The 22,538-nt window shown below is 53.6% G+C and carries 19 protein-coding genes; 15 read left to right on the top strand and 4 right to left on the bottom strand.

The window, feature by feature from the left end; all coding sequences use genetic code 11:
• Positions 1-292: 292 nt before the first annotated feature.
• The 10 genes from U5L07_14335 to U5L07_14290 all read left to right on the top strand — a co-directional run bounded on the left by U5L07_14335 (position 293) and on the right by U5L07_14290 (position 10,057).
• On the top strand, positions 293-1,954 hold the full coding sequence (locus U5L07_14335) for a cytochrome c3 family protein (protein ID MDZ7832922.1): 1,662 nt from the start codon (positions 293-295) through the stop codon (positions 1,952-1,954).
• Between the two features lie 19 nt (positions 1,955-1,973).
• On the top strand, positions 1,974-3,068 hold the full coding sequence (locus tag U5L07_14330; protein ID MDZ7832921.1) for a 4Fe-4S dicluster domain-containing protein: 1,095 nt from the start codon (positions 1,974-1,976) through the stop codon (positions 3,066-3,068).
• Entirely contained in the window at positions 3,061-4,236 is a 1,176-nt protein-coding gene (gene hybB / locus U5L07_14325; protein ID MDZ7832920.1) for a Ni/Fe-hydrogenase cytochrome b subunit, read from the top strand. The genes U5L07_14330 and hybB overlap by 8 nt, the downstream gene beginning before the upstream one ends.
• A 12-nt stretch (positions 4,237-4,248) precedes the next feature.
• Positions 4,249-4,392 (top strand): hypothetical protein, encoded by a 144-nt coding sequence (locus U5L07_14320; GenBank protein MDZ7832919.1) that lies wholly within the window; start codon positions 4,249-4,251, stop codon positions 4,390-4,392.
• Positions 4,393-4,426: 34 nt separating this feature from the next.
• The gene (locus tag U5L07_14315; GenBank protein ID MDZ7832918.1) at positions 4,427-5,107 is read left to right on the top strand and encodes a respiratory nitrate reductase subunit gamma; all 681 of its coding nucleotides are present in this window, start codon (positions 4,427-4,429) and stop codon (positions 5,105-5,107) included.
• 42 nt (positions 5,108-5,149) lie between these two features.
• Positions 5,150-6,538: a (Fe-S)-binding protein gene (locus U5L07_14310; protein MDZ7832917.1), complete on the top strand. Its 1,389-nt coding sequence runs from the start codon at positions 5,150-5,152 to the stop codon at positions 6,536-6,538.
• A gap of 46 nt (positions 6,539-6,584) precedes the next feature.
• The gene (locus tag U5L07_14305; GenBank protein ID MDZ7832916.1) at positions 6,585-7,496 is read left to right on the top strand and encodes a universal stress protein; all 912 of its coding nucleotides are present in this window, start codon (positions 6,585-6,587) and stop codon (positions 7,494-7,496) included.
• A 79-nt stretch (positions 7,497-7,575) separates the two neighbouring features.
• The gene (locus U5L07_14300) at positions 7,576-7,929 is read left to right on the top strand and encodes a response regulator (GenBank protein ID MDZ7832915.1); all 354 of its coding nucleotides are present in this window, start codon (positions 7,576-7,578) and stop codon (positions 7,927-7,929) included.
• Positions 7,930-7,970: 41 nt separating this feature from the next.
• Complete coding sequence (locus tag U5L07_14295; GenBank protein MDZ7832914.1) at positions 7,971-9,470, top strand: ATP-binding protein; 1,500 nt, start codon at positions 7,971-7,973, stop codon at positions 9,468-9,470.
• 116 nt (positions 9,471-9,586) lie between these two features.
• Positions 9,587-10,057: an Rrf2 family transcriptional regulator gene (locus tag U5L07_14290; GenBank protein ID MDZ7832913.1), complete on the top strand. Its 471-nt coding sequence runs from the start codon at positions 9,587-9,589 to the stop codon at positions 10,055-10,057.
• A gap of 20 nt (positions 10,058-10,077) precedes the next feature.
• Here U5L07_14290 and U5L07_14285 read toward each other — a convergent pair whose 3' ends face one another.
• From U5L07_14285 to U5L07_14275, 3 genes are read right to left on the bottom strand one after another with little or no spacing between them, the layout of a single operon-like run.
• The gene (locus tag U5L07_14285) at positions 10,078-13,197 is read right to left on the bottom strand and encodes a CusA/CzcA family heavy metal efflux RND transporter (GenBank protein MDZ7832912.1); all 3,120 of its coding nucleotides are present in this window, start codon (positions 13,195-13,197) and stop codon (positions 10,078-10,080) included.
• Positions 13,198-13,208: 11 nt separating this feature from the next.
• Positions 13,209-14,507, bottom strand: a complete 1,299-nt coding sequence (locus U5L07_14280; GenBank protein ID MDZ7832911.1) for an efflux RND transporter periplasmic adaptor subunit — start codon at positions 14,505-14,507, stop codon at positions 13,209-13,211.
• On the bottom strand, positions 14,507-15,826 hold the full coding sequence (locus U5L07_14275) for a TolC family protein (GenBank protein MDZ7832910.1): 1,320 nt from the start codon (positions 15,824-15,826) through the stop codon (positions 14,507-14,509). Before U5L07_14275 ends, U5L07_14280 begins: the two co-directional genes overlap by 1 nt.
• Before the next feature lie 199 nt (positions 15,827-16,025).
• Between U5L07_14275 and U5L07_14270 the strand changes: the two genes are divergently transcribed.
• Positions 16,026-16,211, top strand: a complete 186-nt coding sequence (locus U5L07_14270) for a hypothetical protein (GenBank protein MDZ7832909.1) — start codon at positions 16,026-16,028, stop codon at positions 16,209-16,211.
• A gap of 563 nt (positions 16,212-16,774) precedes the next feature.
• Positions 16,775-17,827, top strand: coding sequence for a class I fructose-bisphosphate aldolase (locus U5L07_14265; protein ID MDZ7832908.1), 1,053 nt, complete (start codon positions 16,775-16,777; stop codon positions 17,825-17,827).
• 138 nt (positions 17,828-17,965) lie between these two features.
• On the opposite strand, the gene U5L07_14260 is transcribed toward U5L07_14265, so the two are convergent.
• Entirely contained in the window at positions 17,966-18,178 is a 213-nt protein-coding gene (locus U5L07_14260) for a dodecin family protein (protein ID MDZ7832907.1), read from the bottom strand.
• A gap of 152 nt (positions 18,179-18,330) precedes the next feature.
• Between U5L07_14260 and U5L07_14255 the strand changes: the two genes are divergently transcribed.
• The 3 genes from U5L07_14255 (at position 18,331) to hemB (ending at position 22,538) form a co-directional block, all read left to right on the top strand.
• Positions 18,331-20,241, top strand: coding sequence for an AAA family ATPase (locus tag U5L07_14255; GenBank protein MDZ7832906.1), 1,911 nt, complete (start codon positions 18,331-18,333; stop codon positions 20,239-20,241).
• A 114-nt stretch (positions 20,242-20,355) separates the two neighbouring features.
• Positions 20,356-21,552: a 12,18-didecarboxysiroheme deacetylase gene (ahbC, locus tag U5L07_14250; protein MDZ7832905.1), complete on the top strand. Its 1,197-nt coding sequence runs from the start codon at positions 20,356-20,358 to the stop codon at positions 21,550-21,552.
• 5 nt (positions 21,553-21,557) lie between these two features.
• Complete coding sequence (gene hemB / locus U5L07_14245) at positions 21,558-22,538, top strand: porphobilinogen synthase (GenBank protein ID MDZ7832904.1); 981 nt, start codon at positions 21,558-21,560, stop codon at positions 22,536-22,538.

The raw sequence follows: 22,538 nt of genomic DNA, 5'->3' as shown, positions 1-22,538 counted from the left end.
TGTCGACATTTACCCTATAGGATACACTTTCCGTGCCAACATTTATTTTAATATAATTTCAAAAGCTTATTTCAAAACCAGCAAGGCATTTGGTCGACAATTCATGGTTTTGTTCGACAATTTTGTCGATCCTTAATTGAGCGTTTCAAAATAAATTTTAAAAATTCACACGAAATTAGTAGGAATTTGATTGACATTTCATACGGTAATGGTAGGAATTAGCTTCGAACACTGTTTATAACGACAGCGCAAAAAGATTATGGTCGGATGAATTTTAAGACAGGGTATTGGCATGACAAAAAGATTCCTTTCCCGGCGGCGCAATCATTATATTTTAACCGCTTTTCTTTTGATCTCGCTCTCAGTGGCAAGCATTTTAAGCTCGGATCATAGTGCTGCCCGACAGGAAAACAGCCGGGTGGACATGGTGACCCTTAAATTGCCATCTACCGAGGCGGCCGGCAAAATGCCGGCGGTCGTTTTTCTCCATGACAAGCACACAAAGGCGCTGACGGACAAAGGCTGCCAGACATGCCATGATAAGATGTCGGATGCGGGGCAGCCGGAAAAATTCAATTTTGAGTTTAAAAATACCAGGGATCTCGACTCAAAAGCGGCCATGGAGAAATACCACGCGGAGTGCGCCGGCTGCCACCAGGAAATGCAGAAAAGCGGCGAGAACTCAGGCCCATTGACCGGCGAATGCCGTGCCTGTCATCAGCGTAAGCCCGAAATTTCATCCGCCTGGCAGCGGATTCCGTTTTCCAAATCCCTTCATTTCCGGCACACGAAAACAGAGAAAATCAAATTCAAGCCGCAGACTTACGAGAACAACTGCGGGGCCTGCCATCACGAATACGATAAGAAACTGGAAAAAACGGTTTATAAAAAGGGCGAAGAAGGCTCCTGCCGTTACTGCCACAAGGACCAAAAAGTTGAAGATACCCGCTCCTATCGTTATGCTGCGCATACGGACTGTGTCAACTGCCACAAGCGCCTCGCGGAAGCCGAAAAAGATGCCGGACCGTTTGATTGTGCCGGCTGCCACAGCCGAAAAGGCCAGAAGAAAATAAAAAAACTCTCGGATGTGCCCCGAATGAAACGCGGCCAACCGGATGCCGTCCTGATGGCGGATTGGCTTAAAGAAGCCGTCGAAAGCGAAGAGCTCCCCAAGCAGTGGATGCAGCCCGTCGCCTTTGACCATGTCACACATGAAGCAGCCTCCCAAACCTGCCGCGCATGCCACCATGCATCCCTTGAGCCGTGCCGCAAATGCCATACACTTCCTGGATCTGCGGATGGCGATAATGTGGCCCTCGGCCCTGCCATGCACAATTCGGATTCAATCAAGAGCTGCGTGGGATGCCACGACGAGGCCAAGCAGCACAAAAACTGCGCCGGATGCCATGCCCAGATGACCGGTCAGGTGTTTGCCGACCGGGATTGCGGGCAATGCCATGCGGTCGGGAAAGATCGACTCGACCCTCTGCCGGCGAATGATGAGGCGCGCGCAAAAATCGCCGCAGCCCAAATCAGTGCCAGGCCCGATGCCCCGGAGGGTGTTTCCGAGGCCGAGATTCCCGAAAAGGTCACCGTTGACATCATGGCAGATGAATACCAGGGCGCCACCTTCCCGCACCGAAAAATTGTAAAGGCTTTGGCCAAAAAAACGAAAAAGAGCAAGCTGGCGGCAGCATTTCACAGCGGCCGCCCTGAGACGCTTTGCATGGGATGCCATCACAACAGCCCTGCCAGTTTGACGCCGCCGCGCTGCGTTAGCTGCCATAATCTTAATAAGGAGGGGGCTGCCGACAGCCGCCCCGGGCTTAAAGGGGCCTACCATGGCCAGTGCATCGGCTGCCATCAGCAGATGGAAATTGAGAAGCCCGCGGCAACCGATTGTACGGAATGCCACAAAAAAAGCGATAAAACCCTAAAAGCCAATTCCGGATAATTCAAGACAAGGTGAAGACATGGGCATCACCCGCAGACAACTTTTAGGCTGGATGGCCGCCGGTGCCGCCGGGACCGCGGTTTTCCCCGGCGAGGGGAAAACCGCGGTCAAGACCCATTTTGCAGGTTTTCCGGACAGCGCCGGGGTCCTCCACGACATTACCCGCTGCATCGGGTGCCGGAAATGCGAGGCCGCATGCAACGAGGTCAACGACCTGCCCGCCCCGGCCAAGCCCTTTGATGACCTGGACGTCCTCAAACAGCCGCAGCAATTGTCGGAAGCGCGTTACACGGTGGTCAACCGGTTCCAGCCGGCCGGCCAGGAATCGCCGGTTTATGTCAAAACCCAGTGCAACCACTGCCTGGAACCCGCCTGTGCATCGGCCTGCTTTGTCAAGGCGATTAAAAAAGAGGAAACCGGCGCAGTGACCTATGACGAATCATTGTGCGTGGGCTGCCGATACTGCATGATTGCCTGCCCGTTCAGCGTGCCGGCCTATGAGTATAATGAGCCTCTTACCCCCCGCATCATGAAATGTACAATGTGCCACCCTCTCATAAAAAAAGGGGAACTGCCCGGCTGCGTTGCCATTTGCCCCAAGGAGGCCCTGACTTTCGGATCTCGCGAAGAGCTCATTAAAATCGCCAGACAGCGCATTTATAAACATCCCGGCCGATATATCCATCATATATATGGAGAACAGGAAATGGGGGGCACCAGCTGGCTGTATCTGGCCGGAAATCCTTTTTCCGCCCTTAGCATGCGAACGGACCTGGGTATGGGCCCCGCACCCGCGCTGACTTCGGGCGCGCTTGCCGTGGTACCCCTTATTGTGGGTGTTGGCGTATTATTCCTGACCGGCTTATACGCCATAACCAAACGCAAGGAAAAAATTGCCGAGGAGGAACGGCTTGAGGCGGTCAACCAAACCCGATCGGAACTTGAAGAATTGATGCAGCAGAAACTTGCCGAACAGAAAAAGGCCGCGGAAAAGGAAAAGGAGGCAGCTGTTAAGCGCGAGGTTGAAAGGGCGGTCGCAGAGGCGGCCAAACCGACTGAATCCGAAGCAACAGACGATTCGGCAAGCGCCAAGGAGGAACATGGCAATGCATGATCAGCAACCAGTCGGCATGGAACAGCGGAGCATATGGACCCCTTTTAATATTGTGACAGGGGCCATCCTGCTGATGGGGCTCGTATTAACCGTGATCCGCTTTACCGGTGGACTGGGCGCGGTAACAAATCTGGATCACAATAATCCGTGGGGCATTTGGATCGGCTTTGACCTGCTCTGCGGCGTTGCGCTGGCCGCCGGAGGATATGTCACTTCGGCCGCCTGTTACCTTTTCGGTTTAAAACGCTATCATTCCGCGGTTCGACCGGCCATCCTCACGGCCTTTCTGGGCTACGCCCTGGTCGTTCTCGCCCTGACCTATGATGTCGGCCGGCCCTGGCGGCTGCCATATCCCATATTTTTCTCCCAGGGCACCTCTTCTCTCTTGTTTGAAGTGGCGCTCTGCGTGATGCTCTACCTGACTGTCTTGTTCATCGAAATCGTACCCGCTGCCCTTGAATGGCTGGGCCTGCGACGGGCCAGAAACCTGGTGGCCCGCCTGGTGCTGGCGCTGACCATCTTCGGCGTGATTTTATCCACCATGCATCAATCGTCCCTTGGGGCGCTATACCTCATCGCGCCGTCAAAGCTCCACCCCTTGTGGTATTCGACCTATCTGGCCGTCTTCTTCTTCGTATCCAGTATGTTTGCGGGCCTCTCAATGGTGATCTTTGAAAGCACCCTCTCCCACCGGTTTCTGCATTACAAAATGGACCAGGAACATCTGGATCAGGGCGAAGGTATTGCCTTGGGATTTGCCAAGGCGGCCTCTTTTATCATGATGGGCTATGTATTTATCCAGCTGATCGGCGTAGCACTTGATCATGACTGGGGCCACCTGGCCACCGGCTGGGGGGCCTGGTACCTCGTGGAACTCCTCGGATTTGTGGCCCTGCCGGCGTTTGTTTACGCCATTGCGGTGCGCGAAAAAAGGCTCCGCCTGATCCGCTGGACCGCCGTCTGGACGGTTCTTGGCATCGTGTTAAACCGGTTGAATGTCTCACTGGTTGCCTTTAACTGGCAGCTGCCCGCCGACCAGCGCTACTTTCCCAGCTGGATGGAGATCGGGACCACCATCTTCATTGTCACGCTCGGCGTGGTGGCCTATCGATTTATTGCCACCCGGATGCCGATTCTTTATGCGCATCCGGAATATCAGCACGAGTAAAGGAATCAAAAAATGGAACACGCGTTTTATACCCTGCAGAATTTCATGGTCCATACCAAGGCCGTCGCCTATCTTCTGATGGCGGCCGCACTGATCGGACTGCCGCTTTTCTGGCGGTTTCTGAACGCGCGGGATGAAAAAAAGCGCACTTTCTGACAGGCCCCGTCGGCATGCATAAAAGGAGGCGAACATGTATGAATTCTTAACCGGGCCAATGTTTTACATCTCAATTGCCGTCTTTGTCATCGGCCTTCTGGTCCGGGTGGTCCTCTATATCAAGGGGCTGGACTGGAAGCTCGACCGGGTGGCCTACCGGGCGCACCCCAAAGCCGGATTCAAGGGGGCGGTCCGATCGATTATTTTCTGGCTGCTTCCGTTCGGCACCCGCAGCTGGCGGGTACAGCCGTTCATGACCGTAGTATTTTTCGTCTTTCATGTCGGCGCGGTTGCGGTGCCCCTTTTCCTGATGGCCCACAACATGGTGCTGGCTGAGAAATTCGGGGTTTCCTTTTTTACCCTGAACCCGGCATTAGCAGACATCCTGACATGGGGGGTACTTGTGGGCGCAGTCCTGCTTCTGCTGCGCCGCATCGCCCTGCCCGAGGTCCGGAACATGTCAACGGCCCATGATTACTTTATCCTGGCGCTTTCCGTGGCCCCCTTCCTTACCGGTCTGATCTGCCAGTACGCAGCCGCTGATACGTATTCGAACTGGCTAATTGTTCATATCATTTCCGGTGAATTGCTGCTGATTCTTGCGCCGTTTACCAAACTCTCGCACATCGCGCTCTATTTCATGTCCCGGGCCCAGATCGGAATGGACTTCGGCATTAAGCGCGGCGGATTAAAGGGGAAAGAAATGGCGTGGTAATTCAATCAAACAGCCCACGATTTTTTAACAGGAGAGCAAACGATGCCGGAAGGTACGCTTTGCAACAAGGCCCCCATTGAAACAGAAGAACAGTTGAAAGCCCTGCTTGGGGACAAGGGCGGCGAAACTTATTACGACGAAATGAAGCGGCTGGATATTGACCAGCAGAAACTCTGGGACACCATCCGCAAGACCATGAAATCACGAATGAAAACATGGCTAAAGATCTGCGCGCGCTGTGGCATGTGCGCGGACAGCTGTTTTCTGTACCGCATCAACGACTGCGACCCAAAACAAGTGCCGGCCTACAAGGTGCATTCCACCCTGGGCGAGATCATCCATAAAAAGGGCCGGGTGGACAATGAATTCATGCATATGGCCATGGAAACCGCCTGGGCGAAATGCACCTGCTGCAACCGATGCGCCATGTATTGTCCGCACGGCATCGACATGGGCGTCATGATCAGCTACCTGCGTGGCCTTCTCTACCAGCAGGGATTTGTCCCGTGGGAGATGAAAATCGGTGCCGGCATGCACCGGGTGTACCGGGCCCAGATGGATGTGACGCCCGAAGATTTTGTCGATACCTTTGAGTGGATGATCGAGGAATACGAGGAGGACTATATCGGCCTGAACGTACCCGTTGACAAAGAGGGCGCGGACATCATGTATACGGTCAACGCCCGGGAAGTCAAGCACTACCCGGAAGACCTGGCCGAGGCGGCCATTCTGTTCAACATTGCCGGTGAAGACTGGACTATACCCAGCCGGGGGTGGGAACTCACCAGCCTGGCCATGTTTGCCGGCGACTGGGAAGCCTGCCGGCTGCAGGTCGAAAGTGTTTACGAGGCCATGGAACGCCTGAAACCCAAACGGATGATCGGCACCGAGTGCGGCCATGCCCATCGGGCAACAGTTGTGGAGGGCCCTTACTGGGCGGGCCGAAAAGATGGATTGCCGCCGGTCGAATCCATCCACTATGTGGAATGGGTGGCAGAAGCCCTGCGGACCGAAAAACTTCAGATTGATCCGGCAAAACGGATCAAGCAGCCGGTCACCATCCAGGATTCCTGCAATTATATCCGCAATCATGGACTAAAGGAGGTTACGCGCGAGATCATGAGCTACATGGTTGAGCCGGGATATTTTATCGATATGGCCCCTAACCGGGAGCATAACTACTGCTGCGGGGGCGGCGGGGGTTTTAACGGGATCGGACTGTTCAGGCCCCAGCGGAACAAGGCGCTGATTACCAAGCGTGACCAGATCCTTAATTCCGGTGCCGAATTGGTGATCGCTCCCTGCCATAACTGCTGGGACGCGATCCGGGACCTTGAGGAAGAATATAAAATCGGCATTAAATGGTCCTTTTTAAAGCCATTGCTCATCGATATGGTCATTGTGCCGGAGGAAATGAAGCCCAAGGAGTAATTTTTGCCGCTGCAATGGCATCATCACCCAATGTACGAGGTGCCCCATGTTCAATAAAATCCTTTTAGCCACATCTGCCACAGAAGCCTGCGACCATGCCGCCCGTGTTGCTTTTAACATGGCCGGCCGCTACAGCGCAAACCTGGACATCTTTCATGTGTTAGGCCTTCCGACCCGTGGTTACAGCCAGGTTGCCATCGATGTCAAAACCCGCGAACGCGTGGAGGTCGATGATGAATATAGGGAATGGGTAAAGGAAGAGATCCGGGGCTACTATGAAGAACTGTTAGCAAAACTGAATGATAATTTTTCAATCAATGTCAGCGTCGGCGTCCCTCATCGGGAAATCCTGCGGCAGGCCCGCGAGACCGAACCGGACCTCATTGTCATGGGGGGGCACACCAAGCACGTGGAAGACTCAGTCTATGCCGCAACAGCCGCCGGAAGCACCTTCCAGCGGGTAGCCCGGGCGGCCCACTGCCCGGTGCTTGTTATTACCCGGCCGGCGGGGTCGTTTTGGGGCGGCTTTTCCCGGATCGTATTCGGCACCGATTTTTCGCGGGCATCTGATGTGGCTTTTGATTATGCGCTAAGCGTCGCCCGGGCCCTGGATTGCGAACTATGCCTGTTTCATGCTGTAGATGTCAGCGGGGTGCCAACAGGACGGATTCTCCCCCAGGATGACATTGAAGAGAAGCTGCGCAGTGCCCGGAAACATATGCGGTTTCGGTATGCCGCCAAGTTTGAGGACCTGAAAAACTATACCATTGATGTATGGGAGGGCCTGCCGTATCTCGAAATCGTCAAATACGCCCGGGAGAAACAGGCGGATCTTATCGTGATGGCCCATCATGCCAAACGGCGCGAAGGCGAGGACACGCGTATCGGCAGCAACATGGAACAGGTGGTAGTCCGGGCAAACTGTCCGGTTTTAAGCGTTAACCGGGCGGTAAAATAAACCTTTTACACATAGATGTCCTTGAAATCCTGTAAAGGACAGACGGCAGCCATTTAATTCTTAATAAAGAGGTTGGATGATGAACAAAAAAATTTTGGTCATTGATGATGATCCGGCTGTGTTGGAATATCTAACGACAATCTTCGAAGATAACGGGTATACCACCTACTCGGCCAAGGATGCGTTCGAAGGACTAGAGGTTGCCAAGCGCGAGAAGCCGGATCTGATTACACTGGATCTTGAAATGCCGGGGGAATGGGGACCGCGGTTTTACCGAAAGATGTCCGAAGACCATACGTTGAAAAATACCCCCGTTGTCGTCATCAGCGGTTTGTCCGGCCATAAATACGCCATCAATAAGGCGGTGGCCACGCTTTCCAAGCCCTTTAACAGCGATGAACTCCTGCAGATCGTAGCTGAAAATATTATTTAATTGATTGGCTGACCGACGACCGCCAAAAAAAGGGGCCCGTTATGGACGAGAGGGTGCTTTGCATTGAAGAAGATGAAAACATGGCCGCAGAGCTTTCCAATTACCTCGCCGGCCAGCAATTCAGGGTCCAGACAGCCTGCAACTTCAAAACGGCTGAACCCCACCTCAATGGCAACCATACAGATATTGTCATTGCTGATCCGTATACCCCCGGCGGAGACGGCCATTTGCTGCTTAAGCGATTTAAAGCAGACAACCCCACGAAGCCGCTTATCATCGTAACAGCGCCGGAAAATACGGAAACCGCAATGACCGTTTTCAAGGCGGCGGTGGTCGAATACCTCAATAAACCGATCAAGACCCTCGCCCTGGATATCGCGCTGCAGCATGCCCGTCAGCGGCTTGCCTTAAACCGCAAGATAGACTCCTATACCCAAAAACTCGAGGATCTGCATTACGCCCAGAACGTTTACCAGCAGCTATTCGACGAGGTGCCCTGTTATATCTCCGTACAGGATCGAAATTTTCGCTTAACTGCCATGAACCGGCTTTTTAAACGGGATTTTGGCAATGAAGCGGGGGCATTCTGTTATAGAATATACAAACACCGCGATACGCCCTGTCCGAAATGCCCGGTGGCCAAAACCTTTGAAGACGGGCGCCGCCATCAGACCGAGGAGGTGGTCACTTCCAAACATGGGAAACAGTATAACGTTTTGACATGGACAGCCCCCCTCAGAAACGACGACGATGAAATCACCCAGGTCATGGAAATGGCCACCAATATCACCGAAGTCAGACGCCTCCAGGACCATTTAACATCCCTCGGCCTGATGCTCGGCTCCATGTCCCACGGGGTCAAAGGAATGTTAACGGCCCTGGACGGCGGCATTTATCAGCTGGAAACCGGTATCCGCAAAAAAGACCATGACCGCATTGAACTCGGTTTTCACCGGATTCAGCAAAGCAATGCGCGAATCCGCAAAATGGTGCTGGAGATCCTCTTTTATGCCAAATCCCGGGGCATGCAGCATGAAACCACGGATGCGGCAGAACTGGCAGAAGCAATTGCCGATGCGGTTAAGCCCATGGCCGACAATAACGGCCACGCGCTGGCGGTTGATATTGCATCCGATGCGGGGAGCTTCGAGGCGGACACCAACTGGATTCAACAGTCGATTGTGAACTTTCTCGAAAACGCGGTGGATGCTTGCACGGATGATACGGAGAAAAACAGCCACCGCATCGATTTCCGGGTCTACCCCGAGGGCGAAGAGATGATCGTCTTTGAGATCGCTGACAACGGCATCGGCATGGATGAAGAGACCCGCCAGAAAATGTTCACCCTGTTTTTTTCCTCAAAAGGCTCAAAGGGCACCGGTCTCGGGCTCTTTATTTCAAACCATATTATTCGGCAGCACGGCGGCCGAATAGACGTCACATCCGAATACGGCAAGGGCACGCAGGTAAAAATCAGTATGCCCCGGTTTCGCACCGCCGAGTCTTCAATCGCGAGACCGCTGCTGGACGGCTCTAACTGAGCGCACCTTTCGAAAAAATCCTTGAGCTGATTGGCTGCTGACGTATAATCTGAAACCGTGAATTCATCGGCAATCTTTAAAAATCATTAGTTCTGAATTTTTATCAATAAACAAAAATGCGATTGACAACCAAAAGTCGGTACGGACTGCGTATGGTGCTTGATCTGGCGATCAACGCCAAGGAAGGGCCGGTGCCTTTAAGCGATATCGCCCATCGGCAGAGCATTTCCATAAAATACCTCGAAAAACTGATCCGGCGGCTGCGGGCCGGCGGGCTGGTCAACAGTCAGCGCGGTGCCCACGGCGGCCATACCCTGGCTAAGCGGCCGGAAAATATAACGGTCGGTGATATCGTCCGGCTGCTGGAAAACTGCACGGCGCTCACCAATTGCGCCGAAAACCAGGACAAAACCTGCGGCGTCTGCAATCGGGCGGGGGAATGCCTGTCCCAATGGGTTTGGATTGAGGCAAGCAAGGCCCTGTTTGAACGGCTCGACAAAATAAATATTGCTCAGCTGATGCAAAACCAGACGGATCTGATCAAGGAAGTCCAGTCCAACCAATATTTGCCTTTGGGCTGCAAATAAAAACGATACTGCTTTACTCCTCAGGTCCCGTTTGTTTCGACATCTATTCGGGGAACAAACCACTTATAAAGGCTCGGCAGTACCAGCAAGGTCAAGAGGGTCGACGAAACCAGGCCGCCGATGACCACAATCGCCAATGGTTTCTGCACCTCGCTGCCCGTGCCCGACGACAAGAGCAGCGGAATCAGCCCCAGGGCCGTGGTCGCGGCCGTCATGAGCACCGGCCGCAGCCGCATGCAGGCCCCCTGGATCGATGCGGCACTGACCGGCACACCTTCCCGGACGAGTTGGTTGATATAGGTGACCAGCACCATCCCGTTTTCCAGGGCAATTCCGAATAATGCGATAAATCCCACTGACGCGGGAACCGAGAGGTTCTGGCCGCCGATCCAAAGCGCCACCACCCCGCCGACTAAGGCCAGGGGGATGTTGAGCAGTATGAGCAGGGTGCTGGAAAAGGTCTTAAAGCTCATGTAGAGCATTATCGCAATGAGCGCCAGCGTGACCGGAATCACGATGGCCAGGCGCTGGTTGGCCTGCTGCTGTAGTTCAAACTGCCCGCCCCAGTTGATAAAATAGCCGGCCGGCAGGTCGATGTCGGCTGCAATCCGTTTTTGGGCGGCTTCTACGAAGCTGCCGATATCCCGGCCCACCACGTTGCATTGAACGGCAATATAGCGCTGGTTGTTTTCCCGCAGGATCTGTCGGGGGCCCACCACGGTTTTCACGGTTGCCAGCTCGGAAAGCGGCAGGCGAACCCCGTCCGGGGTCTGTACGATAATATTTTCGATGGCCTCGGGGGTGCTTCGGGCGGAGGCTTCATATCGGACGTAAATGTCAAACCGGCGAATGCCTTCAAATACTTGTCCGGCTTCAACCCCGCCCACTGCGGCTCGGATCACGTCCTGGATATCGGCGATGTTTATGCCGTACCGGGCTGCGGCCTTTCGGTCCGGCCGGATGATGAGCTGCGGCGCACCGGTCATCTGCTGCACCTGAACGTCTGCTGCGCCGGCCACATCGCGCAGCACGGCGCCGATGGCATCGCCTTTCTCCTTGAGGGTGTCGATGCGGTTGCCAAACAGTTTCACGGCCAGCTCCGCTTTCACGCCGCCGATGAGTTCATCGACACTTAATTGGATCGGCTGGGTGATATTGGTCTGAACGCCGGGAAAACCTTTGAGTTTCTCCCGGATTTTGGCCTCGATATCCGGCTGGGTTTTCGCATCCGTCCACTCGGATTCGGGTTTTAACAAAACATTCATGTGGCTGACATTCACCGGCGCCGAATGCGCCCCGACTTCGCCGCGCCCGATGCGGCTGACCACTTCGGATACCTCCGGTATCGTAAGAAAGCGCTTTTCCAGAAGCATCACGTTGCGCTTGCTTTCAGAAATGGATGCCGAGGGCGCAAACGTGAGGTTTACCATGATATCGCCTTCCAGGAGCCGCGGGGTAAATTCCTGGCCGAGACGCGGGTAGACGAGGCCCCCGATGATTAGCAGCACCAGGGAAAGACTGACGGCGAGCCAGCGGAACCGGACGAAAAATCCGACCAGCGGCTTATAGGGTTTGAGCAGCCCCCGCACCACCAGGGGTTCTTTCGGCGCTGGCGCTGTTGGCCCCGGAGATTTGCCGCCGGGACGTTTGAGCAGCAGCGCGCTCAGTGCAGGGGTCTGAAAAATGCTGTAGATCATCGCCCCCAGCATGGCAATGGATACGGTGTAGGCCAGCGGCCGGAAGGTCTTGCCCTCCACCCCTTCCAGGGTAAACAGCGGCAGAAACACGATGATAATAATGCTGATGGCAAACAGGATCGGCCGCGCCACTTCCCGGCAGGCCCGGGCGACCACATGGGATACGGATTCGTCCGGGTCGGAGCGGCGCAGCATGCGATCGGCGTTTTCCACCATCACGATGGTGCCGTCGACCATCATCCCGATGGCAATGGCCACCCCGCCCAGGGTCATCAGGTTGGCTGACATGCCGGTGACGCGCATGACGATGAAAGTAAACAATACGGAAAAGGGTATGGCCAGGGACACGATCAGGCTGGGCCGGATGCCGCCCATGAACACGAACACCACCACCAGCACCAGCCCGATGCCCTGGACCAGGGCGCTGGTGACCGTGTTGACCGAAGCGTCCACAATGGTTTTCTGCTCGTAAAACGGCACGATTTCGACGCCTTCCGGCAGACTGTTCTGGATTTCCGCCAGTTTTTCCTGGACCTGCGCAATAACGGTCGATGAATTGGTGCCGAGAAGCTTGATGACCATGCCCGCCACGATTTCCTCCTGGCCGTTTCGGGTCTGAAGCCCCCGGCGGATGGCGCCGCCGATCTTTATGTCCGCCACGTCGGCAAGATAAACCGGCCGGCCGTCTGCGCTTTTGACCACAATGTTTTCCAGATCGGAGATGCCTTCGGCCAGGCCCTCGGAGCGGACAATGAGCTGCTCACCGTTTTGTTCCAGAAACTGGGCGCCAACGTTGCGGTTGTTATTTTCGATTCTTTCAATGATTTCCTGCAACGACAGGTCGTAGCGCAGCAGGGCATCCGGGTCCACGACCACCTGAAACTGCTTTTCGTGGCCGCCGATGCCGAGGACCTCCGTCACACCGGGAACGGTCTGCAGGTTGAACTTGACGATCCAGTCCTGGAAGGTTCTCAGTTCGGTCAGGGAGTACTGTCCGGTGGTATCTTTCAGATAATAATACAGGATCTGGCCCTGGCCGGTGGCAATGGGCCCCATTTGGGGATCACCAAAGCCTTCGGGGATTTGTTCCCGGGCCTCGCCGAGCTTTTCGCCCACCACCTGCCGGGCGAAATAAATGTCGGTGCCGTCCTCGAAATAGATATTGACCACCGACAATCCGAAATTCGAAACGGACCGGATTGCGCGCACCTTAGGCAAACCGGTCATCTTGGCCTCGATGGGATAGGTGACGTATTTTTCGACCTCCTCGGGGGCCAGTCCTTCAGTAACCGTAAAGACCTGGACAAGACTGGGCGATACATCCGGAAAGGCATCCACCGGCAGCCCCCGGTAGGCGTATACGCCAAAGCCGAAAACCAGCACCATGGAGATGACCACCAGCAGCTTGTTGGCCAGGGCGGTATGGATAATATTTCGAATCATGATTTTTCCTCTTAATGATTATGTCCGCCGATGGATTCTTTTTTCAGCTCTGACTTGAGCATGAACGTATGGGTCACGGCAATTTCGGTATTCGGTGCAATCCCGGCAGCAATTTCCACATGCGTGGTATTGCGCTTTCCGATCTCTACATGCGCGGGGGCAAACCCATTGTCCGTTCTGACAAATACGACCGGCTCTTCATCAATGGACTGGATGGCCGACCCGGGCACAACAATATCGCCCGGAATCGATTCCGTATCGACTTTGCCGGTGACAAAAAGCCCGGGCCGCCAGCGGCCGTCTGAATTGTCCAGTATCACCCGGGCGGTGGCCGTGCGGGTGGCCGCATCCACCACCGGACTGACGTAATCGATTCTGCCTTCGGCCCGGGCGTTGATCTTGTCGGCAACGATCGTCACCGACTGCCCTTTGGCAACATCGCCCAAATCCTTCTGGTAAACGGTCAGGTTCACCCATACCGTATCCAGATCGGCCACTACAAAGATGTCGGATTGCGGGTCAACGACTTCGCCCACGGCAAGGCTTCTTTGCGTTACAATACCGCCGGTGGGCGCAGTGATATTGTATCGGGTCAGGCTTTCCTGCTGCTGATCCGACAGGCCGGCCAAATATTGCACGTCAAATCCCAGGGCCAAAAGCTTCTGCTTTGCGCTGTAGAGTTGGATATCGGCTTCGGCCATGGCGGTCTTTGCATCCAGAAATTCCTGCTCGGAGGTGATTTTTTGATTCCAGAGCCGTTTTTCCCGCTTAAAGTCAGTCTGCGCCAACTCCAGTCGTTTGCGCGCCGTCAGGTATTCGGATTTCACATCCGCCAATTCCCGGCTGTCGATTACGGCCAGCACCTCTCCTTTGGCCACATTGTCGCCTGTTTTTTTCAGAACCTGCCGGGTAAATCCTGATACCCGGGGCACCACATGGGCCACCCGGTCCGGGGCGGGGACGATCTCGCCGGGCAGCTCAGTCTGGACATGGATCTCTCCCGGGCCGGCACCGGCGGTTTGAATACCGAATTCTTTGATTTGCGCGGCGGTCATGTGAACCGCTTCGGCATCTTCTTCTTTGTCGTTGTGGGCTTGTTCGGAAGCCTCCCCGCTTTCATGGGCTTTGTGTTCAATCGATCCGTGAGGTTCGTGTTCGGCGTGGACCTCTTGCCCATGTTCATGATGATTTTGCGCTTGCGCCAGGGCATGGCCAACGGGCAGCACCGGGGTCGGGGCCACGGAGAGCAGGGAAAAAGCGGCAATCAGTATAATCAATAAGGCTGGATAATGATGTCCATGGATTCTCATTATTCTTTGTCTCCTTGTTTCGGAACGGATTTCATAATATTCTGGTCTTCTGCCGGTGCTTTTTCTATTGATCGGCCGGTAAGCCGCTCGATTTCAGCGGCGGCCAGGTGATACGCAACCAGTGCGTCGTTGTACCGCTCTTGGCTGTCAAACAATACCCGCTGGGCATCGAGCAATTCCAGAAAAGGAAATTTGCCGTTCAAATAGCCTTCTTTTTTGGCGGCAAAAACCTGCCGGGTGGCCGGAATGATTTCCTGCTCAAGGGCAAGAATCTCGTCCCGGGCGGTCAGGCCATCCTGAAATGCCGCAATGAGCTGCCGGCGCCGATCGTTGATAACCGCCGAGCGGCGGTCTTGCACCTGTTTTACTGCCTGGCGGGCGGCTTCGATATTGCCCTGGTTGCGGTCAAAAATCTTTAACGGGATGGCGACTTCAGCAATAAAGGCGGTGTCATCGCTTTCCGGTATCTGGCGGTAGCCGCCGGAAAGCGAAAGGTCCGGGATACGATGCGCCTGGGCCAGATCGTAACGGGCTTGACGGTATCGGCGCTCCGCTTTGAATCTGCCAATATCCGGATTTTCTTCAAGCGCGGATTCCAGTGCGTTAAAAGGCGGCAGCATGGGCAATGTTTCCAAATTTTCACTAACCCTATTAAAATCGGGCTCGGCGCTGCCCCAAAGGGATGCCAAAGCCTTCCGCTTCCGCTCCAGGCCCCGCTTCAGGCTTTGAAGGGCCTGGCGGTTGTTCTTTAATTCGATTTCCGCTTTTACTGACTCGACCGGGGACACCTTGCCGGCATCGGCCTTTTTTCGGACTGCTTCATACACCCGACCGGATAGTTCCACGACTTCCCGCTGAAGCCTGACTGCCCGCTGAGCGCCCGCAACCTCGATATAGGTCTGCTTTACGGCATTGCTGATGTCCTGCTTAAGCACGCGCATTTCCCACCGGATGTTTTCGAGTTCTTCGGCTGCTACCCGGCGGCGGTTTTTGATTTTTCCCCCCAGGAGAATCTCCTGCTCCAGGAAAAAGGTTCGCTCGGCATTATTCATGCCGGAAAACGGACCGCTTCCGCCAAAGCCCTCCAATTCGAAGGCCAGTTTCGGGTTCGGATACAGGCCGGCCTGCCTTTTGCCGGCTTTGGCCCGGGCGGTTTCGCCTTCAAAAGCAATAATGTCGGGATTGGCAGAAAGGGCTTTTTCCAGTGCCCGGTCTAGTGAAAGATTGCCTGCGGGGGGCTCGGCGAACGCTGTTGCCGTCCAGCCGGATAAGCCGACCAGCATCGCTGCCAACATAAATATGGTTAAACGATAAGCCATTGACACACCTCTCGATTTTTTATCTGTAAACAGGCCCGCGCACACTAGTTAAAGCGCACGTTTGCCTGTCACAAAGCTTTAGATGCAAATGATGTCAGAAAAAATGAAAAAGAGAGGCGGTTTAATTCAGAAACGATTGTATTTGGAGAAAAATGGGCGGCGAGAATGCCGGTAAGGATGTATCCGGTGCGGGGCGACGGTGAAAAAAATCCGCCATTACACCAACATCGAACAAAGCACCGGAGTCAATGACGGCCACGGGTTGGCACTGACAGGCGGGCCGAAGGGTTTTACCCAGGTTCGACAGTTCTATATCGACACAGCGATTTTCGTCGCTGAATTGATCCGCGTCGCAACCCGGGCCGTGACGCTCCTGCCTGTCTGATGTCCCCTGATGCGTCACATAATGGATGGCGGCGCCGCCGGGGTGTGCGTCACTTAGACAGACGGCGAAAACATCGGCAATGCATATAAAAACCATGCAAAAACAAAGCAGCAGTATGGCTGCCCGATGATAAATTTTTGCATGGTTATTCATAGCGATCCTTATTCAATCAAATGTGAAACTTTGTAAACAGAAAACCAATAACTTCAAGTCTTCTGTGTGTCAAATCATTTAGTCGGCCCCGCCTCCAAGATTTTTCGTTAGCATCGTAAAATCAATTGCTGATTTTACAACCTTTTTGTCCTCAGGGTAGGATACAGAAAAAAATATGAGTTAACTGGCATCTTTTAAAAATTCTTCTAAAAAAATGAAATTACGGAAACAAATTTTGCGGCTCAAAACCCATAACCTGGCTGCCTTTTTATTTGCACAACTCGTCCCGATGTCCATATTTATAATAGAACATAAGGAACACCCACTGAAAGAACAGGCCGATAATTTTTGTTTAACCGTTATGCAAAATTCCTCAGAGTCCCAAAATCCATCATCGAAGGGAGAATATGATGAACCAGAAGATTATTGAACTTTTAGACAAGGAAGCTGACGACCTACTGTCCTACCAGTGCCGAACCGTTTCGGCCGAACACCTGCATCTGCCGGGGCCGGATTTTGTGGATCGGATCGTCGCGCAATCTGACCGGTCCATCCGGGTGATGCGCAACCTGCAGGCCATTTTTGACCATGGCCGGCTGGGCGGCACCGGATATATTTCCATTCTGCCGGTTGATCAGGGCGTGGAGCATACGGCCGGCGCATCGTTTGCCCCGAACCCGCTGTTTTTCGATCCGGAAAACATTGTCCGGCTTGGCGTGGCGGGCGGCTGCAATGCGGTGGCTTCAACCATCGGGGTATTGGGCTCAGTGGCACGCAAATACGCACACAAAATTCCGTTTGTTGTCAAATTCAATCACAACGAACTGCTCTCCTATCCCAATACCCATGACCAGATTCTGTTCGGAACTGTCGACCAGGCCTATGACATGGGCGCTGTTGCGGTCGGCGCAACGATTTATTTTGGATCCCCGGAAAGCGACCGCCAGATCCAGGAAATTGCCGAAGCCTTCCGCTATGCCCATGAACTCGGGCTGGCCACTATCCTGTGGGCGTATCTCCGAAACGAACATTTTAAGTCCGGGGGGACGGACTATCACCAGGCAGCGGATCTCACCGGCCAGGCCAATCATCTGGCGGTCACGCTTGAAGCAGATATCGTCAAGCAGAAACAGCCGGTCAATAACGGCGGATTTACGGCTCTGCAATTCAGCAAGACCCATGAAAAAATGTACTCCGAACTCTGCACCGATCACCCGATTGATCTGACCCGCTACCAGGTCATAAACTGCTATATGGGCCGGGCCGGACTGATCAACTCCGGCGGGGCTTCCGGGAAAAACGATCTGGCCCAGGCGGTTAGGACAGCGGTGATAAACAAGCGGGCCGGCGGCATGGGTATGATCTCCGGCCGAAAGGCGTTTCAGAAATCGATGAAGGAGGGGGTTGAGCTCCTGAATACGATTCAGGACGTTTATCTGGATCCGGAAATTACAGTCGCCTAATCGAAGACAGCGAATAAAAAAGAGGGCTGACCATTTTTGATCGCCCTCTTTTTGATAATTATTTCAGGATTTTGGATTGAGGCCCGCCATTCGGTTCAAATGGGGGCCGAAAAAATCCATATGCGATTTACGGCATCTTTATTCCCCGCGATACTTAAACGAGAGCCGAACCACCGCCCGGTATAACGCCACCTTATCGTTTTCAAGTTTCATGTCCAAATCCTTGACTTCAGCAACCCTGAGGTCGCGCAAGGATTTCGCTGCCGTATCCACGGCATTTTTGGCTGCATCCTCCCAGGATGTGGGGCTTGTGCCGACCATTTCGATAAATTTGTAAACACTGCCACTCATAGTCGCCTCCTTTGTTTAAACGGTTTTAGAGTTGACCGGGCTTATGCCTGCCCGACCAAGAAAGGGAAGCTGTTGGGGAAACCACAGCCCTTTAACCCAAGTTTACTAAAATGAACCCTGTTTTTATATTAGTATAACAGGCGGTGAATGAATTGCAAACAATTCATGGGGCAACAATCCGGGATGCGCACACCGGTGATAATTTCCGGGTCACCGGTCTTGAATCTCAACATGCCTGTGATTATATTGAAACCACTATGAGAGAAAAACAGCAGAAAATACCCAATCCAAGAGAAATCGAAAAAGAGATCAGCGACTTTCTGAGTCGTAAGTACGGGGATCAGGTAAAAATCGTATCCCCGATCGTCATGCCCCAGGAAGAAGAATCCGGTGAAGGCGATGACAGCGGGAAATACCGGCATGACATTGATTTTGATCTTAAACCCGAAGAACTGATCAAGTATCTGGATCAGTATATTATTCGCCAGGAAGCGGCCAAACAGATCCTGTCCACCAAAATCTGCACCCACTTCAACCGGATCCGCTATCAGAAAGGAGGCCATGGCAGCGGAGCGGAAATCACCGGCGGGATTAAAAACAACGTCCTGATGATGGGTCCGACCGGCGTGGGCAAAACCTATATGATCAAGCTGATCGCCCAGAAGCTTGGCGTTCCGTTTGTCAAAGGCGATGCCACAAAATTCAGTGAAACCGGTTATGTGGGCGGCGACGTGGAGGATCTGGTGCGCGACCTGGTCCGTGAGAGCGACAATGACATCGATCTGGCGCAATACGGCATCATCTACATCGATGAAATCGATAAAATCGCTTCCAGTCAGAACTGGGCGGGGGCGGATGTATCCCGAAGCGGCGTGCAGCGCGCGCTTCTAAAGCCAATGGAAGAGACGGAAGTGGAGCTCAAGGTGCCGCATGATCCGATCTCCATGATCCAGGAAGTCGAGCAGTTCAAAAAAACCGGCAAGCGCGAGAGAAAATCAGTCAACACCAAAAACATTCTGTTTATCATGAGCGGCGCGTTTGGCGATTTGACCGAAATCATCAAAAAGCGCACGACTAATCAGAACATGGGATTCGGCGCCAAAATGCGGAATCGGGAAAAGGCGTCTAATATCCTGCAGCAGACCAAAGCCGAAGACATCATTGAATACGGCTTTGAATCCGAATTCGTCGGCCGGCTTCCGGTAAAAGCGGTTTTCGAGGAACTCGGGCATCAGGATCTGCTCGATATCCTGAGAAATCCCAATAATCCGGTGACACTTAACAAGCGGATGGATTTTGCCACCTATGGAATTGACATCAAGTTCTCAGATGATGCGCTGACCTACCTGGCTGAGCAGGCGCAGCATGAGAATACCGGCGCCCGGGGGCTAGTGAGCGTGATTGAGCAGGCACTGATTCCGTTTGAGACCCATCTGCCTTCAACAAATATTAAACATTTTCCGGTCACCATGGAAGTTATCAGAAATCCGGGAGAGGTGCTCAGCCGTTGGCTGGACGGATTGGACAGCGATAAACGGCTGTCGGATTTTGATCAGATAACAAACGAGTATAAAGGATTTATTAAGTCCTATCTCAAAGGAAACCGCAATACTCTGGCCAGTCAGTACGGCTTGCCGCTTTCATCCTATCGGATTGACCGGATTGCCGAGCATTACTGCAATCATGTGTCGGAGATCGGTCATGCAATAAAAGCGATCAAATCCTATTACGATCAGATTAAGCGCATTGAGATCGAATTTTACAGCCGGCATGAGGTAAATATCGTACTTGAAGAGGATGCGGTTGATTTTATGCTTGAAAAGCTGATTGACCGGTCTGCCGGCATCCATACGATCAATCAGAAACTGTCCTCGGATTTCGAATACGGGCTGAAGCTGATCCGGGAAAAAACCGGCCGCAACCGGTTCTTTATTTCCCGCTATGCCCTTGAAAATCCGGAGACCTTTCTCAATCAGCTGATTAAAACCGAATTTAACAAGGTCAATGCGGACATGAGCGAAGTGAATCTGAATATGAATGACCGGGATTCTTCAACCACATAAAAACCATTTACACAGCTTGATTAATTTTATAAGACCTTAGGCAATAATTACGGCGTACCCGGTGTACGCCGTAATTGTTATAAATGACAATCTATAAAAACAAACAAAATTGCCATGATCGGAATATCAAAACTTTATTGCGGAACCGTTGAGCCGTCGGATGCCCTGCGCTACAGCCGCAGTTCCAGGGATCTGCCCTCCCATCTGCTGCAGTTTTCAGAAGATAAAAAACCCGTTGTGGTCTGGAATATCACGCAGCAATGCAACCTGAAATGCATTCACTGCTACGCCCATGCCAAGGCCGGGCTGCAAGATAATGAGCTCTCAACTGAAGAGGGCAAACGCTTAATCGATGATTTATCGGCGATGGGTGCACCGGTGCTCCTTTTTTCCGGCGGGGAACCCCTGATGCGAAAGGATCTGCCCGAACTGGCCGCCTATGCCATTGAAAAGGGAATGCGGGCCGTGATCTCCACCAACGGCACACTGATTGGCAGAGAGACAGCCAGGGTGTTTAAGGATATCGGCCTTTCCTATGTGGGCATCAGCGTGGACGGCAACAAGGCCATAAACGATAAGTTCCGCGGGGTGGACGGCGCATTTGACATGGCCATGAAGGGTATTGAAAACTGCCAGGCCGAAGGCATTAAAGTGGGGCTTCGGTTTACTATCAACAAATTCAACGCCGAGCATGTGCCGTTTCTCTTTGACCTTCTGGAGGAGCGCGATATCCCGCGGATCTGTTTTTATCATCTGGTGTATTCCGGCCGCGGTTCCTCTTTGGTAAACGATGATCTCTCCCATGAGGAAACCCGAAGAACCGTTGATCTGATTATTGACCGGACAAAAGATCTCCACGACAAGGGCAAACCCAAGGAAGTGCTGACCGTGGATAACCACGCGGACGGACCGTATCTGTATCTGCGCCTGTTAAAGGAAGACAGGGAGCGGGCCGCGGAAGTGCTTGAGCTGCTTAAAATGAACGAGGGCAATAATTCCGGCCGCGGCATCGGCTGTATCAGCTGGGACGGCGAAGTTTACGCTGATCAGTTCTGGCGACACAAGAGCTTCGGCAATGTGCGAAACCGGCCGTTTTCGGAAATCTGGACCGATCTTTCCGACCCCCTGATGAAAAAGCTTAAAAACAAAAAAGCCTATGTGACCGGCCGATGCGCCAAATGCCAGTGGTTAGACATTTGCGGGGGCAATTTCCGGGTTCGCGCTGAAGCCGTGACCGGTGACCTGTGGGCGCCGGATCCGGCCTGCTACCTGACGGATGAAGAAATCAGCAGCAATGAAATAAAGGGGTAATCAACATGCTATTTCCGGACTATCGTGCCAGACGCATGCGCCAATCTGCCGGCTTTCGGCGGATGATCCGGGAGACTGCGCTTTCCGTGGATGATCTGATTCTGCCCATGTTTGCCATTGGCGGAAAGGACGTGAAAAACCCGATTCCATCCATGCCCGGTCATTATCAGCTATCCATAGATCATATCGTCAAAGCTGCCGGCCAGGCCTATGAACAGGGGATCCCGGCCATCATGCTGTTTGGCATCCCTGAAAAAAAGGATGAGCTGGCCACCCGGGCCTATGCCAAAGACGGCATTGTCCAGAAAGCGATCAAGGAGATCAAGAAAAAGCTGCCGGAGCTGATGGTCCTTACCGATGTCTGCCTGTGCCAGTATACGGATCATGGCCACTGCGGCGTAGTGGAAAAGGGGATCATCGACAATGACGCTACCCTGGATCTCCTGGCCCGAACGGCCATCTCCCATGCCCAGGCGGGTGCGGATATGGTCGCGCCGTCGGACATGATGGACGGCCGGATAAACGCCATCCGCGAGGGCCTGGATGACAATGGCCTAAGCCAGGTGCCCATTATGAGCTATGCGGCCAAATACTGCTCCGCCTACTACGGGCCGTTCCGGGCAGCCGCAGAGTCGGCCCCGCAGTTCGGCGACCGGCGGACCTATCAGATGGACCCGGCCAATGCCCAGGAGGCCATCCGCGAGGTCACCATGGATGTGGAGGAAGGCGCGGATATTATCATGATAAAACCCGCCCTGCCCTACCTGGATGTTATCTACCGGGTGCGCGAAGAAATCGATCTGCCCGTGGCCGCTTATAACGTCTCGGGCGAGTATGCCATGATCAAGGCTGCCGAACAGATGGGCTGGCTAAACGGCACCGAAGTTATGATGGAGACCTTAACCGGCATCAAGCGGGCCGGTGCGGACATGATCCTCACCTACTTTGCCATGGATGCCGCCGCCGCATTAAACGCAGCCGGATAA

The sequence above is a fragment of the Desulfobacterales bacterium genome, assembly GCA_034520365.1.
Lineage (GTDB): Bacteria > Desulfobacterota > Desulfobacteria > Desulfobacterales > Desulfosalsimonadaceae > M55B175.
The sequence above is the reverse complement of the archived record's forward strand: the minus strand, read 5'-3'. Positions and strand labels throughout refer to the sequence as shown.

Excerpts from the sequence above, each read along its gene's own strand:
- U5L07_14335 (MDZ7832922.1), top strand. The coding sequence starts at position 293 with ATGACAAAAAGATTCCTTTCCCGGCGGCGCAATCATTATATTTTAACC.
- U5L07_14330 (MDZ7832921.1), top strand. The coding sequence starts at position 1,974 with ATGGGCATCACCCGCAGACAACTTTTAGGCTGGATGGCCGCCGGTGCC.
- hybB (MDZ7832920.1), top strand. The coding sequence starts at position 3,061 with ATGCATGATCAGCAACCAGTCGGCATGGAACAGCGGAGCATATGGACC.
- U5L07_14320 (MDZ7832919.1), top strand. The coding sequence starts at position 4,249 with ATGGAACACGCGTTTTATACCCTGCAGAATTTCATGGTCCATACCAAG.
- U5L07_14315 (MDZ7832918.1), top strand. The coding sequence starts at position 4,427 with ATGTATGAATTCTTAACCGGGCCAATGTTTTACATCTCAATTGCCGTC.
- U5L07_14310 (MDZ7832917.1), top strand. The coding sequence starts at position 5,150 with ATGCCGGAAGGTACGCTTTGCAACAAGGCCCCCATTGAAACAGAAGAA.
- U5L07_14305 (MDZ7832916.1), top strand. The coding sequence starts at position 6,585 with ATGTTCAATAAAATCCTTTTAGCCACATCTGCCACAGAAGCCTGCGAC.
- U5L07_14300 (MDZ7832915.1), top strand. The coding sequence starts at position 7,576 with ATGAACAAAAAAATTTTGGTCATTGATGATGATCCGGCTGTGTTGGAA.
- U5L07_14295 (MDZ7832914.1), top strand. The coding sequence starts at position 7,971 with ATGGACGAGAGGGTGCTTTGCATTGAAGAAGATGAAAACATGGCCGCA.
- U5L07_14290 (MDZ7832913.1), top strand. The coding sequence starts at position 9,587 with ATGCGATTGACAACCAAAAGTCGGTACGGACTGCGTATGGTGCTTGAT.
- U5L07_14285 (MDZ7832912.1), bottom strand. The coding sequence starts at position 13,197 with ATGATTCGAAATATTATCCATACCGCCCTGGCCAACAAGCTGCTGGTG.
- U5L07_14280 (MDZ7832911.1), bottom strand. The coding sequence starts at position 14,507 with ATGAGAATCCATGGACATCATTATCCAGCCTTATTGATTATACTGATT.
- U5L07_14275 (MDZ7832910.1), bottom strand. The coding sequence starts at position 15,826 with ATGGCTTATCGTTTAACCATATTTATGTTGGCAGCGATGCTGGTCGGC.
- U5L07_14265 (MDZ7832908.1), top strand. The coding sequence starts at position 16,775 with ATGAACCAGAAGATTATTGAACTTTTAGACAAGGAAGCTGACGACCTA.
- U5L07_14260 (MDZ7832907.1), bottom strand. The coding sequence starts at position 18,178 with ATGAGTGGCAGTGTTTACAAATTTATCGAAATGGTCGGCACAAGCCCC.
- ahbC (MDZ7832905.1), top strand. The coding sequence starts at position 20,356 with ATGATCGGAATATCAAAACTTTATTGCGGAACCGTTGAGCCGTCGGAT.
- hemB (MDZ7832904.1), top strand. The coding sequence starts at position 21,558 with ATGCTATTTCCGGACTATCGTGCCAGACGCATGCGCCAATCTGCCGGC.